The sequence below is a fragment of the Humidesulfovibrio idahonensis genome, from assembly GCF_054657715.1.
Window position 1 is genome coordinate 452,734 of the sequence record NZ_BAAHYE010000003.1, and the last position, 16,024, is coordinate 468,757.

Below are 16,024 nucleotides of genomic sequence, written 5' to 3' on the forward strand. Positions count from 1 at the left end.
TTGCCGCCCCGCCCAGGAGGTGGACCAGGGGGGCCGCCGCCAGGAGCACCCTGCTCCGGGTTGTCGCCGGAGGAGCCTTGGGGGCGGGCGCGACGCTCTCCACCGGCCGCCACGCTGGGCGCAGCAACGCAAGTTCGGGTGGGATTTGGCGGTTCATTGTGCCCATCCCTCCACTTCCAGCGCGGCCTCGTCCAGGTCCTTCCGGCCAGCCGCGAGGGCGGTCAGCAGGGCTTCGGCGCGACCAGCGCGCGGCGCATCCGCCACGTCTGAGGTCTGGGCACGCTCGGGCGGATCAAGGGGCGGCCAGTGTCGCTCCCCGCCGAAGGCATAGCCCGGCAGGACCACGCGGCGCGGTGCCGGGCCATGCCGCCGCGCCTTCCAATCCATGTTCCCCTCGGCCCGACCCTCGACCCAGGCCGACAGCAGCGCCCGCCATTCGTCCATGGACGTTGGGGGATCCGCCGGCGCCGTCTCACTGGAAAAATCAGGGAAGCCCCCAGCCAGCCGAGCCCGTCCGGAGAGCGCAGCTCCGGTTTTGCCCGCCAGAAAGTCGCGCAGGGCCGCGGCCACGTCATCCAGGGAGTGCGCCAGGAATGCCAGCCGCTGCTCCATGGGCTCGCGCCCGGTTTGCAGGGTGTGGGCAATGCCGGCGAGGTCCGCGCCAGTCTGGGCAAGGTCCGGAAGCGCCGCCAGCAGGGCTTCGGCGCGGGCGCGCAGGGCCTGGGGGGTACGCGCGGAAAGAATGACGGCCTCTGGCTGGGGCGTCTGCGGGGTTGCGGCGGACGGTGGCGCGGCAAAGGCCTCCAGCACCACATGGGCGTTGGAGCCGCCGAAGCCGAAGCTGCTTACCCCGGCGTGCAGCGGCGCGGCGTCCTGCCTTGGCGCGCGTGTTAACGGCTGGTGATGTTCCGCCACGAAGAACGGCCCGCCGGAGAAATCCAGGTAGGGGTTGAGCCGGACCTGGTTGCGGCCCGCCGGGAACAGTCCGTGGCGCAGGGACAGCATGGCCTTGAGCAGCCCGGCGATGCCCGCGGCGGCCTCCAGATGACCGATGTTCGTCTTGACCGAGGCCAGGGGCACGCTGCCGGGGGGCAGCACCGGTCGCGCGGAGTCGGCCAGCCGGGAGTAGGCCAGCTTGAGCGCCTCCACCTCCACCGGATCGCCCAGGCGCGTGCCTGTGCCGTGGGTCTCCACGCAGACCACCGTGGCCGGGTCGATGCCGGCCATGGCCCGCACGATGACCTCGGCCTGGGCCAAGGTGTTCGGCGCGGTAAGGGACCCGGCCCGTCCTCCGTGGTTCTCCGCGGCCCCGGCGATGACGCCGAGCACCGGGTCGCCGTCGCGCAGGGCGGCCTCCAGCGGCTTGAGCAGCACCACGCCCGCGCCCTCGCCGCGCACATAGCCGTCGGCATCGCTGCCAAAGGTCTTGCAGCGGCCCTCGGGGCTGAGCATGCCCGCTTGATGCGGTCCCATAAAGGACTCCAGGCTCAGGGCCATGTTGACGCCCCCGGCAAATGCCGCAGGGCAGCGGCCGGAGCGGATGGCCTCCACGGCCCGCGTTACGGCTACGAGGGAGCTGGAGCAGGCCGTGTCGATGGCCTCGCTGGGGCCGTGCAGGTCCAGCAGGAAGGACAGCCGGTTCGTGAGCATGGCGTGGGAGTTGCCCGTGGCGGTGTGGGCATCGGCCTCAATGCCGTGGGCGCGCAGCAGTTCGGCGTAGTCCATGCCCGACACGCCGGCAAACACGCCGGTCTCCCTGGGCAGGTCCACCGGGCGCAGGCCCGCGCTTTCCAGGGCCAGCCAGGCGGTCTCCAGGAACAGGCGGTGCTGGGGGTCCATGCGCAGGGCCTCCACCGGGGACAGGGCAAAGAAGTCCGCGTCGAATCGCGCCGCATCCTCCAAAAAGCCTCCGCGCTGCGGAAAGGGCGCGGCTGCCATGCGCGCCGCGTAATCCGCGCCGTATCGCTCCAGAGGCAGCGGGCCGAGGCCCTCCCGGCCATCCACCAGCAGCTGCCAGTAGGCGTCCAAATCCGGTGCGCCGGGCAGGCGGCAAGCCGCGCCGATAATGGCCACGGGCGTGGCGGCGCCGACGGCCACGGGCGCAGGGGCCTGCGCGGCGGGTTGCGTCGTCTGGGGCTGGCGCGGCCGCGCGCCCTTGCCGTGCAGCAGCCGGGTCAACCGCTCCAGGGTCGGGGCCTCATAAAATACCGCCGGGCTCAGGGCCAGGCCGCACACGTCGCCCACGCGCCGGGCCAGCTCCGCCAGGCTGATGGAATCGAACCCCAGGGACTGAAAGCTGGAGCGCGGGTCGATATCCTCAGGCGCGAACTTCAAAATCTCCGCCATCACCTTGCGCAGCGAGGACCGCAGATTTGCCCCCGGCCCGTGATCGGGCGCCTGGGGCGGGGGATCGTCCTCGGCGGCCTTCTCGGAAGCGGCCCGGTCCAGGCTCACGCCGGTGAGGTCGGGCTCGTTGCCTCCGAGCAGGGCGTGCGGCCTGTGCCGAAAGGCCCCTGGCCGAAGCACATCCGGAGCGTCGGGGTCCACCTCGTACCAGCAGCGCGTCTTTTCGAAGGGATATGCGGGCAGGGGCAGCGGGCGCGGCCTGCCGGTGGCCCAGAGGCGGTCCCAGTCCAGGTCGGCCCCGGCGGCGAAGGCCCGCGCCAGGGCGTCCAAATCCCCCGAGTCCAGCAGCCGAACCAGGGCTTCGGGTTCGGCCAGCTCGGGCGTGGCCTCCACAGCCAGAACATTGGGCGTGAACACGCCGCCTCGGGGGACTGCTCCGGCCAGGGCCGCCTCGAATCCGGCGCGGGCCTCGGCCAGGGTTTCGGCCACAAAGGCCAGGCGGCAGGGCAACGCCGTGCGCCCGGCCTGCAAGGTATAGGCGAGCCGCGCCAAATCGCTGTCCGGGTTGCGGTCCAGCCAGGCCAGCAGCCGCAGGAGCAATGCCTCCAAGCCTTGGCGGCGCATGGCCGAGACCACCAGCAGCCTCGGGCCTGGCGGCACAAAGGGCTCCGGACCCGGTTCGTGCTCTTCCAGAATCATGTGCGCGTTGACGCCGCCTGCGCCGATGGAGGTGAGCCCGGCCCGGCGGGGGGAGGCTCCGGGCCGCGGCCAAGCAGCTGCGCTGCGCTGCACCACGAACGGCGTGGCCTCAAAGTCGATGGCCGGATTGAGCGTCTCGGCGTTAAGCGAGGGGGCCAGCAGGCCGTGGCGCATTTGGAACAGCACCTTGGTCAGGCCGGCCATGCCCGCTGCGGCCAGCAAATGCCCCACGTTGGACTTCACCGAACCGATGGCGCAGAAGCCGCGGTCATTGGTGTCGGGCCGGTAGGCGCTGGCCAGGGCCGATATCTCGATGGGATCGCCCAGGCTGGTGCCCGAGCCATGGCCCTCCACGTAGCTTATGGTGCGCGCGTCCACGCCGGCGTCATCCAGGGCCACGCGCACGGCCTTGGCCTGCATGGCGGGAGTGGGCACGGTGAAGCCGTTGCGTACCCCGGCGTTGGTCACCGCCGTGCCCCGGATCACCGCGCGGATGGCGTCGCCGTCGCGCAGGGCGTCGGCCAGGGGCTTGAGCAGCACCGCGCCCACGCCCTCGCCCAGGATGGTTCCGTCCGCGCCCAGCCCAAAGCTGCGGATAACCTCGCCGGTCTTGGTGGTGAAGTGCTCCTGAGAGCTTGAAATCATATTGTAGGGATGCAGCAGCAGGTTCACGGCTCCGGCCAGGGCCATGCGCGTCTGCCCCGTGCGCAGCATGCGCACGGCCATGTCGATGCAGACCGAAGCGGTGGAGCACATGGTGTCCACGAACATGGAGGGTCCGGTGAGGCCGTAAAAGTAGGAGACCATGTTCGGCAACGCGCCGGTGTAGCTGCCGCTGGCCCTGGCTCCGCGCGTGAGCATGTTCTGGAAGCCATACAGGTTGTAGTGGTTGCTCATGGTTCCGGCCAGCACGGCCACATCCCCGCCGTAGCGCCGCTGCATGGTCTCCCGCGAGTAGCCCGCGTCCTCAAAGGTCTCCACCGCCACTTCCAGGAACAGGCGGACCTCCGGCGACATGAGTTCGGCCTCGCGCTGGGAGATGTTGAAATAGCGCGGGTCAAACCGGTCGATGCCGTCCAGGAAGGTGCCGGTGCGGATGGTGGACTTGCCCAGGACATCGCGCTCGGGGTGGTAGATGGCGCTGTGGTCCCAGCGCTCTCCCGGCACCGGTCGGAAGGCGTGCCGCCCGGACAAGATGTTCTCCCAGAAGTCGTCCAGGTTTGCCGCACCGGGATAGCGCCCGCCCAGGCCGATGATGGCGATGTCGTGCCGGTCGTCCGCGTGGCGGTCCCCTGTGTGGATGCTCTGGGGTGGGGCAGCGTCCTGGCTGCGAGCAGGCGCGTCCAGGATCGTTTCGGCGGCAAGCAATGGCGAGGGGGCGGAAGGCGGGTCGTCATCCTGACTGCTGCCATTCCGGCAGCCGTCGTCGAGACAAGCTCCGGGGCGTTCGGCCAGGAGCCAGCGGGCCACGCCGTCCAGGTTGGTGTGCTCGAAGAAAAGCGTCTTGGGCAGGGTGCCGAAGGATTTCTCCAGCTCTGCGGTCATCTCCACGGCCACGATGGAGTCGAAGCCGTAAGCGGACATGGGCGCGTCGGCCCGGATGGAGGCCGCAGGCAGGGACAGCACTCGCCCCAGCAGCCCGCGCAAAAGTTCGCGCAGCCGGGGCAGGAGCCGACCCGCCAGGGAGTCCGAGCCAGAGGTGGCGGCCTTTGCCCCGGCCGAATCGCTGCGGCCCCCCGGGGGCTCGCTCTGGGCGCTGCCCAGGGCATAAAAACGCGTCATGGCCAGAGCGTCGCCGTAGCCCACGGCCACCTGAGCCGATCCGGCTCCTGCATGGCCGTTCAAAGCGCTTTGCAGAGCGCTGAGCCCGGTCTCCGTGGGCAAAGCGGCCATGCCCATGCGCCTGGACACCGTCTCCCGTATGGCCGGGGACAGGCGCATGCCGCCGGATTCCCACAAGGGCCAGCACACGGCCAGGCTGCGCCCGGAGCGGCGGCCCGCCAGAACTTCCCCAGCGCGCCAAGCCGCAAAGGCGTCCAGAAAACCGTTGGCGGCGGCGTAGTCGCTCTGGCCGGCGTTGCCGAACAGCGAGGCCACGGAGGAGCACATGAGAAAAAAGTCCAGAGGATCTGCGGCAGTGGCCGCGTCCAGATGCACGGCGCCGTCCACCTTGGGGGCCAGCACGGCCTGGAAATCCGCCTCGACCTTGCTGCGCAGCAAGGAATCCCGCAGCACCCCGGCGCAGTGCAGCACCCCCGTGATGCGCCCATGGCGTTGACGCAATCCCGCCGCCGCCCTTTGCACCGCCTGAGCGTCGGTCACATCGAGCTGGATGTATTCGGCGCGGATGCCAGCCTGGGCCCACCGGCGCAACAGCGGGTCTGCCGCCTCATGCGGGGAGCGTCCGCTCACGGCCACGGCTGCCGCCCCGTCCTTGGCGCCGGCCTTTGCCAACCGCTCCACGAACAGCCGCCCCAGCCCGCCTGCGCCGCCGGTGATCCAGACCACGCCGTCCGACGGCCAGAGCGCCGGCGCCGGAGCCTTCTCGGCTTGGCGCGGCGAGTAGGCGCGGACAAGACGCTGCCCATCGGCCAGGAGGGACACGGCCGGGGCATGATCCGCCGAGTGCAGCTCAGGCCCCAGCAAGTTGGCCAGGGCTTCGGCATCCATCACGAAAGGAGTGGGCAGCAGGACGACACGGCCGTCAGCCCGCGAGCTTTCCAGCCCAAGGCTGCCCAGAAGCGCGGCCAGGGACGGCAGCCAGAAGGCCTCGGCTTCGCCCTGAAGCGCAACGATCAGGCGGCTGGGCTCCGGGCGTTCCAGCATTTCTCGGGCGGCGTGGGCCACGGTCCAGAGCATGGCGCGGCAGCCTGCCGCGTCCTGGGGGTCTTGGGGCAGGGAAAGGGGCTCGACAGTGGCGTTAAGCAGGGCCGCCAACCCGGCGGGAGGAGACAAATCCCCGCCCCAAAGCAGGCGGACGACGCGTTGCGACTGCTGCGCCGCAGGCCGAGGCGTCCAGACCGGCACAGCCAGGAACAGCGCCGGGGCGGAACGCTTCGCGGGCCGGGTGGTCAACCCGCGCAACAGGGCGCAGCAGCGGTCCGAAGCGTCGAAGATGTCGATGTCCAGGCGGTGCGAGCCGGACTCGGTGGAGGCGAAACGGATGACTGCCGTGGCCTCAAGGCCGGGGTCACGCAGGAGGTCGGCGCGCTCCAGGGCGAAGGGCACGCCTGGCGTCTCCCCCGCCGGCGGCAGGGCCGCCCCGGCCTGGATGGCGGCGTCCAGCAACACGGCCAGGGGGCCGGGACCGGCAACACCGCGCCAGTCGTCAGGCAGGCGCAGCCGGGCCAGAGCCATATTTTTACCCAGGCGCAACTCCCGCACGGCGTGGAAGGCCGGGCCGTGCGCGATGCCCGCGAGCCGCAGCCGGTCGTACAGTGCCGCGATGCTGGATTGCCTTGGGAAGGCCTCCGTAAGCGGGACATGGGGCAGCTCCAACGTGCCGGATTGCAGATGTTCGGCCAGGCCACGGCAGCGCTCGATGCCCGGCTCCGCCGCCGCAACCAGGGCGAAGCGTGCGCCGCGTGCGTCCACAGTTGAAAGCGTCAGACTCAGGTCCAGCCCTTGGGGCCCGGCCTGGAGCGGGCTCAGCCAGAGGACATCGCTCAAGCGCACGGGATGCGAGTCGCCCATTTGTGCGCGCGCCGTCAGGGCCGCGCAAACCAGGGCCAGGCCGACCGTGCCCGGCAGGGTGCGCAGGCCGTCGATCTCATGTTGGGCCAGCAGGGGGTTGTCCGGGGCGAAATGCGTCTGCTGCGCGCCTTCATGGTGTGTGGGCTGCGTCTTGGGGATTGTGCCGCTCTGTAGATCGACGGTTGGGTTGATCGCGGCATCGTCTTCGAAAAGCCAATGCCGTTCGCGGGCGTATGGATACGTTGGAAGGCGCAGGCGCTCCGCAGGCTTGCCCCCGTAGAGCGGCAGCCAGTCCACCGTCGCGCCCCCGGCCCAGGCCTCGGCCAGGCGGGCAAGCTCTCTTCCGGCCAGCCAGTCTGACAGTTCTGAGGATGAGGGCGCGGCTTGTCCAGCCGAGACGCCGTCGAAGGAGCCGGGAGGATTGCGGCCCTCGCGCCAGTCGGTCAGCGTCCGGCGCAATTGCCCGATGCCGGCGGCGACAATGGCCAGACGGGCCTCCATGGCGTCGCGCCCCAAATGCAGAGTGCGGGCCAGGGCGCGCAGGTCCACGTCCAGGCCGCGCCGTCCTAGCTCCGACGCCAGCGCCAGCGCGGCCTCGGCCAAGCGCTCCGGGTCGCGGGCGGAAAGGCAGATCAGCTCCAGCCCGGCAGGTTTCTTGGCTGTGCTGCTGCGACGGCGCGGGGGCTCCTCCAACACCACGTGGGCATTGACTCCGCCAAATCCGAAGGCGCTGACGCCAGCCCTGCGCGGGGTCTTGCCGCGCGGCCAGGGGCGCAGCCTGTCCAGCACGTGGAAGGGGCCGCCCGCGAGCTTGAGCAGGGCGTTCTCCTCGGCAAAACCGGCATTGGGCGGCAACTGCCCGTGGTGCATGGCGGCGATGACTTTGACCAGCCCCGCCACGCCCGCAGCGCCTTCCAGGTGCCCGATGTTCGTCTTCACCGAGCCGAGCCCGCAGGACCCCGGCAGGGGCTCGGTCCCGGCCTCGCGGTACAGTTCGGCAAAGGCCAGCTTGAGCCCGAGGACTTCGATGGGGTCGCCCACGGGGGTGCCCGGGCCGTGCGCCTCGATGAAGCCCACGCTCTGCGGATCGCCGCCCGCCTGGCGGTGGGCCTCGGCAATGACCCGCGCCTGGGCGCGGGGATTGGTGACGGTGAGCGCGCTGGTGCGACCGCCGTGATTGACCCCATGGCCCCGAATCACCGCATGGATGGGGTCGCCATCGGCCAGGGCCCGGATCAGCGGCTTGAGCAGCAGCACCGCCCCACCCTCGCCGCGCACATAGCCATCGGCCTTACTGTCAAAGGCCAGGGAGCTGCCCGTTTTGGAGAGCATGCCGTTCTTGGCGAAGGCCAGAAAATGGTTGGGCGCGCTGATGACGTTGACCCCGCCGGCCAGGGCCAGCTCGCACTGGCCGGAGCGCAGGGCGTCCACAGCCTGACACACGGACACCAGGGAGGCTGCGCAGGCGGTGTCGTTGACAACGCTTGGCCCGGTGAGGTCGAAAGCGAAGGACACGCGGTTGGCGATGAGCGCATAGGCCAAGCCGGTGGGCAGATAGGCGTCCGCAGGCTGGCCGGAGTGTTCGAAGAGTTCCGCGTGGTCCCAGTGGCACACGCCCATGAATACGCCCGTGCGTGAGCCCGCCAGGGACGACGGGGCCAGGCCGGCGTCTTCCATGGCCGAACGGGAGAGCTCCAGGGCCAAGCGCTGCTGCGGGTCCATGGTGCGGGCCTCGCGCGGGGAGATGCGGAAAAGGCCCGCGTCGAAGCGGTCCACGTCGTCCAGGTACGCGCCCCAGAGCGGCTGCCCCTCGACCCGGGCCCGAGCTTCCGGCCCCATGAGCCGACGCCGGGCCTCGGACATGGGCGTGATATGGCAGCGGCCCTGGCGCAGGTTTTTCCAGAAGGCGTGCAGGTCGTTTGCGCCGGGCAGGCGCAGGGCCAGGCCGATGACCGCCACCGGGGCTGCGGAGGTTGACCCGACCGGTGTCTTTGCCGGGGGTGCCGGAACCTTGCTGCGTGGACTTGGCTTCGTCATGCCGCCTCCGTCCGCAGGTCCTGGGCCACAGTGAGTCGCGCCAGAATGGCCGCGCCCGCGCCAGAGGCGCAGGGGACTGGGCCTTGGCAGAACTGCCGGTGCAAAAGCGCCAGGGAAAGCATGAGTATGAAGGCCTGGTTCTCGCGTACGCTGATGGTCTCCGGAGCCTGGGTAAGAATCTTGCGCGTGAGCGCGGCGGCGAAGCCCGGCTCGATGAGCGGCACCTTGGCCAGCTCGGCCTCCGAGAGCAAGGCTTCCAGATAGTCCGGCCTGTGGGCCACGAAGGAGGCGCTGTCCGGGGCGCGGTAAGGGTGCTTGTGCCGGAGCAGTATTTCCTGCGGCAGGTCGGCGGCGAAGGCCGCCTTGAGGGCCGCCTTGTCCAGCCCGCCCTCGGGGAACAGCGGGTTCGCCACGCGCGCGGCTGCGGCCACGGCCGGGTCCAGGAACGGGCAGCGGTTCTCCACCCCGTGAGCCATGCCCATGCGCTCGCCCTGGCTGGAGAGCAGGTACCCGGGCAACAGGGTGTGCAGCTCCAGCCACTGGGCCTTTTCCACTGCGCCCAGTGCTGCGAAGCCTGGCTGCCCGAATGCGTATGCAGAGAGCGCGGACAGCGGATCCGGCGCGCCGCGCAGCAGCCGCAGGGCGAAACGGCCGTTCTGCAGCCGCAGTTCGTGGGAATAAAGCCCCGGGATGCGCTCCTCAAGGTACTGCCGGTACATACCGAGCAGTGGGCCGTGATGTTCCTGGCTGTAGTGCCCCAGGTAGGGATTGGAGCGGGCGATCCAGTCCTTGCGCGTGTCCGTGTCCAACTCCTCCCAGCGGCGGCGCAGCAGCGTCTCGCGGAAGAGGCCGTAGCCCAGGAAGATTTCGTCTGCGCCCTCGCCGGAGAGGATGGTCTTGATTCCGGCCCCGCGCACCGCGTCGGAGAGCAGGAGCATGGGCACCAGCGCCGTGCGGAACACCGGGACCTCGGCGTGGAGCACGGCCTTGGGAAAGGCCTCGGCGATGTCGCGGCCGGTGATGTTCAGGGTGGTGTGCTGCGAGCCCAGGTGGCGACAGGCCAGGGCCTGGTAGCGCGACTCGTCCAGCTCCGGGTCCTCGAAGGCCACGGAGAAGGTGCGCGGCACGCGCCCCGAGACCTCGCTGGCCAGCACTCCGGTGATGGTGGAGTCCAGGCCGCCGGAGAGGTACAAGCCCACCTCGACGTCGCTGCGCAGGCGCAGCTCCACGCTTTGGCGCAAGGTTTCGCGCAGCGTTCTGGCGGCCTCGGCCGGGGTGTCCGGGCAGTTTGGGACGGCCAGGGCCTCGGGCGGCCACGCGGCAAAAATGCCGGAGCGCCACAGGCCTTCGCCCACCTCCAGCCAGCCGCCCAAGGGCAGTTGCTCCACGCCCAGAAAGGCCGACTGGTGCGGCAGCGCGGTCCACTGGGCAAAGGCTCCGGCCACGGCGGCGGGGTCGAGTTCGAAGCGGAAGCCGGGCAGGGCCGCAAAGGCCTTGGACTCGGAGGCGAAGGCCAGCCCGCCGTCGTGGCGGGTGAAGTACAGGGGCCGCTTGCCGAAGCGGTCGCGGGCCAGCAGGCAGCGTCGGGTTTTCGTATCGTAGACGGCGAAGGCGAAGGGGCCGTTCAGCCGCGTCAAACCAGCCACGCCCCAGACCAGCCAGGCCCGCAGGACGACCTCGGTGTCGCTGCGGGTGGCGAAGGTCTCGCCCAGCGCTTCCAGCTCCCGGCGCAGTTCCAGGTAGTTGTAGACCTCGCCGTTGTAAACGATCCAGTGCCGCCGAGTGGGGTCGCACATGGGCTGCGCGCCGGTGGCGATGTCGATGATGCGCAGGCGCACGCTGCCCAGAGCCGCGCCGTCGTCGACCAGATACCCGGCCTCGTCGGGGCCGCGATGGCCGAGACGCGCGAGCATCTCCACCATGTCCTGCGGTCCGGGCGGCGTGGCCCCCGGGCCCAAGGCGATATATCCGGCGATGCCGCACATGGCTGACTGTCTCCCCGTCAGACGCTCTGGCCCAGCTTGGCCTGGAGTGAGTCGCGTATTTTGTTGAAGCTCACCAGGATGTCCGTAAGCATGTCCTCGTCGCTGTACTCCGCCCCGAACTCGCTGCGCAGAAAGCCGATGAGCCGCACATAGCCGAAGGAATCCATGATCCCGGCCTGGAACAGGTTGGTGTCGTCGTCCACGCCATTGCCGAAGGAGAACAGGAAGGTCTCCTCCATGAAGGCTCTGATTTTTGCTACCTGCATCATTCATGCTCCTGCCGGCGTGTTTTTGTCCAATGCTTCCGCCGCAAAGTTTGACTTTAAACGCCACTTGCCCCGCTCCAGCCCCCCACGAAGCGGCCCAGCCGCTCCGCCGTGGCGGTCATGAGCCGCAGGGCCAAGTCGTCCGCGTGGCGCGAACGCCAGGGGGCCAGGTCCGTCCCGGCCACCCACTGGTTGAAGGCTCCCAGGGCCGGGCCGCACCAGATCTGGAAGTCCACCTTGCGTTCCGCCACGCCCTGGATGGCCAGGCGCGTGGACTGCCCGAAGTACCAGCGGAACACCTGGGCCATGCGCCGCTTGGGGTCGGCGTCGGGTGTCGTGCGGCCGGAGCCGTTGCGGGCGCAGCACTCCTCCCACACCTCGTCGAAGCTGCGGTGGAAATAGCGCGACTCCAAGCGCGTGCGCTCCGCCGCCGGGATGTCGTCCAGTGAGGCGTGCAGCCTGTAGAGATCGTAGAGCTGGTTGGCCCTGGCCGGAAAGAACACCCCGCGCCGCAGCACCTGCACCCGCGCGCCCAGCTCGAACATGTCTCCGGCCGGGGCGTAGGCGGTGTCCTGAACCTCCATGTCCGCCAACATGTCCTTGACCAGGTCGCTGGTGCCGGCCTCCACACTGCACTGGTTCACGGAGCCCGTGACCAGGAAGTCCGCGCCCAGGGTCAGGGCCGCCAGCATGGCCTCCGGCGTGCCCAGCCCGCCCCCGGCCCCGATGTGCACCGGCTTGGCAGTGGCAAGCTCCCGCGCGGCCTTGTCCCGCATGCGGATGATGGGCGGCAAAAGCGTGCCCAGGGAACCCTGGTCGGTGTGCCCGCCGGAGTCGCCCTCCACGCAGATGTCGTCGGCCATGGGCACGCGCCGGGCCAGCTGCGCCTGTTCCGGGGTCACCAGGCCGTGCTGCAACAGGTTCTGAACGATCTCTTCTGGAGGCGGGGCCAAAAAATCGCGCGCCACCTCCGGGCGCGAAAGCTTGGCCATAATGCGGTTGCGCGCAGCCACGCCGGTGCCGTCGCGTTCCAGGCCGAGCAGGCGGTAGCGCACCAGATCCGGCGTCATGCGCACAAAGGCCGAGGCCTCCACCCGGCGCACCCCGTGCTCCAGGCACAGGTCCACCACGGCGGCCTCCCGCGATCCTGCCAGGAGGTTCACGCCCCAGGGGGTCCCCGCCGGCAGGCGACGGCTCAGGTCTGCGACGGCCTCGCGCGCGCGCTCAGGCCCGAGCCCGCCTGTTCCGAAAAAGCTGAGTACGCCTGCGCGGGCGCAGCGCTCCACCATGGCCACCGAGGAGATGCCTTGGGCCATGCCGCCGCAGACGCATGCCAGGCGCACGCCATGCTCTTGACGGAAGGACTCCGCGCCCAGCCGCTCCGGCTCGATCACTGCCAAGAGGGCTGGCGCGGTGCGGGGCTTGGCCGGAGTTTTTGCTGTGGGGGCGGCGGGGGGCTGGCCCGAACGGATCTCCAGAATCAGAGGCGAAAGCACCGGCCTCGGTCCCAGTTCCTCGAACCGCTCCACCCCGCAGTCCAAAAGGTAGCGCACGCTGCCCAGCCAGTCCACCGGGTTGGTCATCTGCAGGGCCAACAGTTCGGCCACGGTTTCCGGCTCGTGAGGACGTGCGGTGACGTTGGACACCACAGGGATGCGCGGTTCGGAGAACCGGCAACGAGACAGCTCCTCGCGGAAGGCCTGGGCGGGCTCGGCCATGAAGCGCGAGTGGAAGGCCCCGCTCACCTTGAGCGGGATGTAGGCCACGCAGCCAGCCTGCCGCAACGGCTCCTCGGCCCTGGCGATCTGCCCGGCGTCTCCGGACACCACCACCTGCGTGGGCGTGTTGCGGTTGGCCACCTCCACCCGGTCCAGGCCCGCGCGCCGGAGGGCCTCGGCGATGGTCTCCGGCGCCAACCCGATGACCGCGGCCATGCCGCCCGCCGGGGCCTGGGCCATGAGCTCCGCGCGCCGCGCCACAAGCCGGAGCCCGGTCTGGAAATCCAGAACCCCGGCGGCGAACAGGGCGCAAAATTCGCCCAGGCTGTGCCCGGCCAGAAACGCGGGGTCCGGCAGGCCGCGTGCCTGGCGGTCCAGCCAGATCAGGGCGTTGACCACGAACAGACAGGGCTGGGTGTAGCGGGTCTGGCGCAGGTTGCCGCCTGGGTCATCGCGGCAGAGCTCCTCCACGGACCAGCCCAGGATGGCGTCTGCCTGGTGCATGAGCTCCGGGTGACGCGGAAACAGCGCCGCGCCCATGCCCTTTTCCTGCGCGCCCTGGCCAGGAAAGATGCAGGCCGTGAGGGGGCCGGTCGCCGGGGGGGTGGCCTTGGCGTTGCAGGCATCCTTTCGGGCCAGGGCCGCGGCGCGGTCAAAGTCCGCCGTGCCGTCCGCAAAGGGGGAGAACAAGACGAAACAACGGTCCAGGCCCTTTGTCCTCAGGGTCTGCCGGGCCAATCCGGCCAGCGTGCCCGAGGGGCCGATGTCCACAAAGGCCGTGTCCGGGGCGAAGATCGTGCGGGCGGCCTCCAGAGCCGCGTCGAAATGGACGACCTCGCGGCCCACGGCGGCAAAGTGCTCGCCCATGGACGCAGCATCCATTTCGGGCAGAATGCCTCCGAGTCGACAAGAAATGATGGGAATTTCTGGGGTGCGCCAGCGCACGCCCGCGAAGGCCTGGCGCACGGCATCGGCGCAGGCGTCCATGTCCGGGGAGTGAAAAGCGTGGGACACGGCGACCGGGGCGGTTGTCAGGCCGCGCGCCTCCAAGCGTTTGCGGGCATCGGCTATGGCTGCGGGGTTGCCGGAAAGCACGAAGTGGTTCTCGGAATTGACGCACGCCAGCGTGACCTCGCGGCCCATCTCAGGATCGTCGGCAAAGGCGGCCAGCGGTCCCAGCGCCGCCAGCATGGCCCCCTGGGGGCAGAGCTGCTCCACGGCGCGGGCGCAGGCGATGAGGGCCGCGAGCATCTCTCCGGCGTCGGCCGCCCCGGCGATGGCCGCGGCGGAGAACTCGCCCAGGCTGCTGCCGAGAAGCGCAGCGGGGCGCAGGTTCTGAGCCGCAAGCGCGCGGGCTGCCGACACCTCCAGCATGAAGATGGCCGGGTGCGTGAGGAGCGTGCGCACAAAGGGGTCGGACTTGCGGGCTTGCGGGCCATAGAGTTCATCCAGCACCGGCGCGCCCATGGACTCGGCCAGGGCGTCGAGTTCGCGCATGCTGTCGCGGAAGGTGGCGTCAGTGTCATAGAGCGCCCGGCCCATCTGCCGGTGCTGCCCGCCCTGCCCGGAGAGGAGATACACAACGCGTCCGCCCATTCCACCCGCCTTTGAAACATTCAAAATAGCCAACACAGTGGGTTTTGACTGCCTCGGACATTCGGATGCAACCACGATGATAATAATTTATATTAAATAATACTTGCACAATCAAGTCCATACGGCAATATCAAGCGGAAAATATTTTAGGCGTGCTTCTGGCCATTTCCACACCTTACAGCCGGGGCGACGTTGTGTGTACCTGGCAGGAGCACGCTGAGCGCCGACGCACCCCAGGGCCAGAGCGGAAAGGCGCACTTCTCGTGCGCGCACCATGACCACGCACCATGACCGCGCACCGGCGCGAACACCCTTCCCATCCGATCTGACGGGCGAAGCCGCCGCTGGCGCAAGGACAATTCCTGGCGCACAGGCCGACAAGCTTGGCACGCAGGCCCAGCCTGTAGAAACAGCACACGACTCAACGGACCTGGCGGCGGAACGGATCAGAGCAGAAGGAAGGATAAGTAGATGAGAACAAACAGATGGCTGTAATCGCTGCACTCACAAGCCGAGGCGCTGCCCGGCGGCATCCGCGCCATCGGGCGCAAGACAGAGAAGCGTTGTTGGGCGCTTCATCCGGGGCATTGGCACCTGGGGCATCTGCCGGAGTGACATTCACCGGTTCATCGAATTCCTGCAGCGCGCGGCCCTTCACGACCTGCGCCAGGCCCAGCGCGTCTCCAAGTTTGTCCGCACGTACATCGCAGACCGTGGACAGGCGCTGCGCGATGCTGGCGGCTCGTTCCAGACCATTGAGCGCGAAATTTCCGCGCTCACGAAGCTCTCCCACGCGCTGGATGTGTACGCCGAACGCCACGGCGGCGAGTTCGCGGCCTAAGCGAAATAATGCGCCACAAGGGCCCAGAGCATGCGCGTGGCCACCACCACAAGCAGGCAGGCGAAGATCTTCTTGAGCTTGCTGACGGGCAGGCTGTGCGCGAGCTTGGCCCCAAGCGGAGCCGTGACGATGCTCGCCAGGGCCACGCCGACCAGCGCGGGCAGATACACGAAGCCCAGGTAGCCCTCGGAAATACCGGGCAAAGCGGCGTCCATGCCGTTGAGGATGTAGCCGGCCGCGCCGGCCACGGCGATGGGCAGCCCGATGGCCGCGCTTGTGCCGATGCAGGTGTGCAGCGGCACGTTGCACCAGGTCAGAAACGGCACGGAAAGCGTGCCCCCGCCAATGCCCACCAGGCTCGAGACCCCCCCGATGACGCCGCCCGCGCCAAGCATGCCGGCGGTGCCGGGAATCTCGCGCGCGGCCTTGGGCTTGATGTTGAGAAGCATCTGCACGGCCACATAATACAAAAAGACCACGAAGAAGCCGGAGAGAAAGCGCGTGGAGAGGTGCGCCGCCACCTTGGAGCCGAGGAAAGTGCCGATCAGAATGCCTGGAGTGATGGCCTTGAACACGGGCCACAGCAGCGCCCCGCGCTTGTCGTGCGCGCGCATGGACGAAACCGCGGTGAAGATGATGGTGGCCAGCGACGTGCCGAGGGCGAGATGCTGGATGTAGTCTCCCGGCAGCCCCTGCGCGGTGAAGGCCAGGTTCAGGATGGGCACGATGACCAGCCCGCCGCCGATGCCCAAAAGACCGGCCAGGATTCCGGCCAGGGCGCCGGTGGCTATGTACAAAAGCCAGGCGGTGAGCATGCGATGACCTCCGGGGGGTTGCACGCCG

Annotated in this window: 5 protein-coding genes; all 5 read right to left on the bottom strand. The window is 69.4% G+C overall.

Features of this window, described 5'->3' with window-relative positions:
• Window positions 1-153: 153 nt before the first annotated feature.
• Window positions 154-8,775 carry an SDR family NAD(P)-dependent oxidoreductase gene (locus ACYQ4W_RS08635; RefSeq protein WP_459855323.1) on the bottom strand — a complete coding sequence of 2,874 codons (8,622 nt, stop codon included), beginning with the start codon at window positions 8,773-8,775 and terminating at the stop codon, window positions 154-156.
• The gene (gene asnB / locus ACYQ4W_RS08640) at window positions 8,772-10,760 is read right to left on the bottom strand and encodes an asparagine synthase (glutamine-hydrolyzing) (protein WP_459855326.1); all 1,989 of its coding nucleotides are present in this window, start codon (window positions 10,758-10,760) and stop codon (window positions 8,772-8,774) included. The genes ACYQ4W_RS08635 and asnB overlap by 4 nt, the downstream gene beginning before the upstream one ends.
• 17 nt (window positions 10,761-10,777) lie before the next feature.
• Window positions 10,778-11,029, bottom strand: coding sequence for an acyl carrier protein (locus ACYQ4W_RS08645; RefSeq protein ID WP_459855328.1), 252 nt, complete (start codon window positions 11,027-11,029; stop codon window positions 10,778-10,780).
• Window positions 11,030-11,082: 53 nt separating this feature from the next.
• Window positions 11,083-14,340 carry an ACP S-malonyltransferase gene (gene fabD / locus ACYQ4W_RS08650; protein ID WP_459855330.1) on the bottom strand — a complete coding sequence of 1,086 codons (3,258 nt, stop codon included), beginning with the start codon at window positions 14,338-14,340 and terminating at the stop codon, window positions 11,083-11,085.
• 837 nt (window positions 14,341-15,177) lie between these two features.
• Window positions 15,178-15,996 (bottom strand): sulfite exporter TauE/SafE family protein, encoded by an 819-nt coding sequence (locus tag ACYQ4W_RS08655; protein ID WP_459855332.1) that lies wholly within the window; start codon window positions 15,994-15,996, stop codon window positions 15,178-15,180.
• Between the last annotated feature and the right edge of the window lie 28 nt (window positions 15,997-16,024).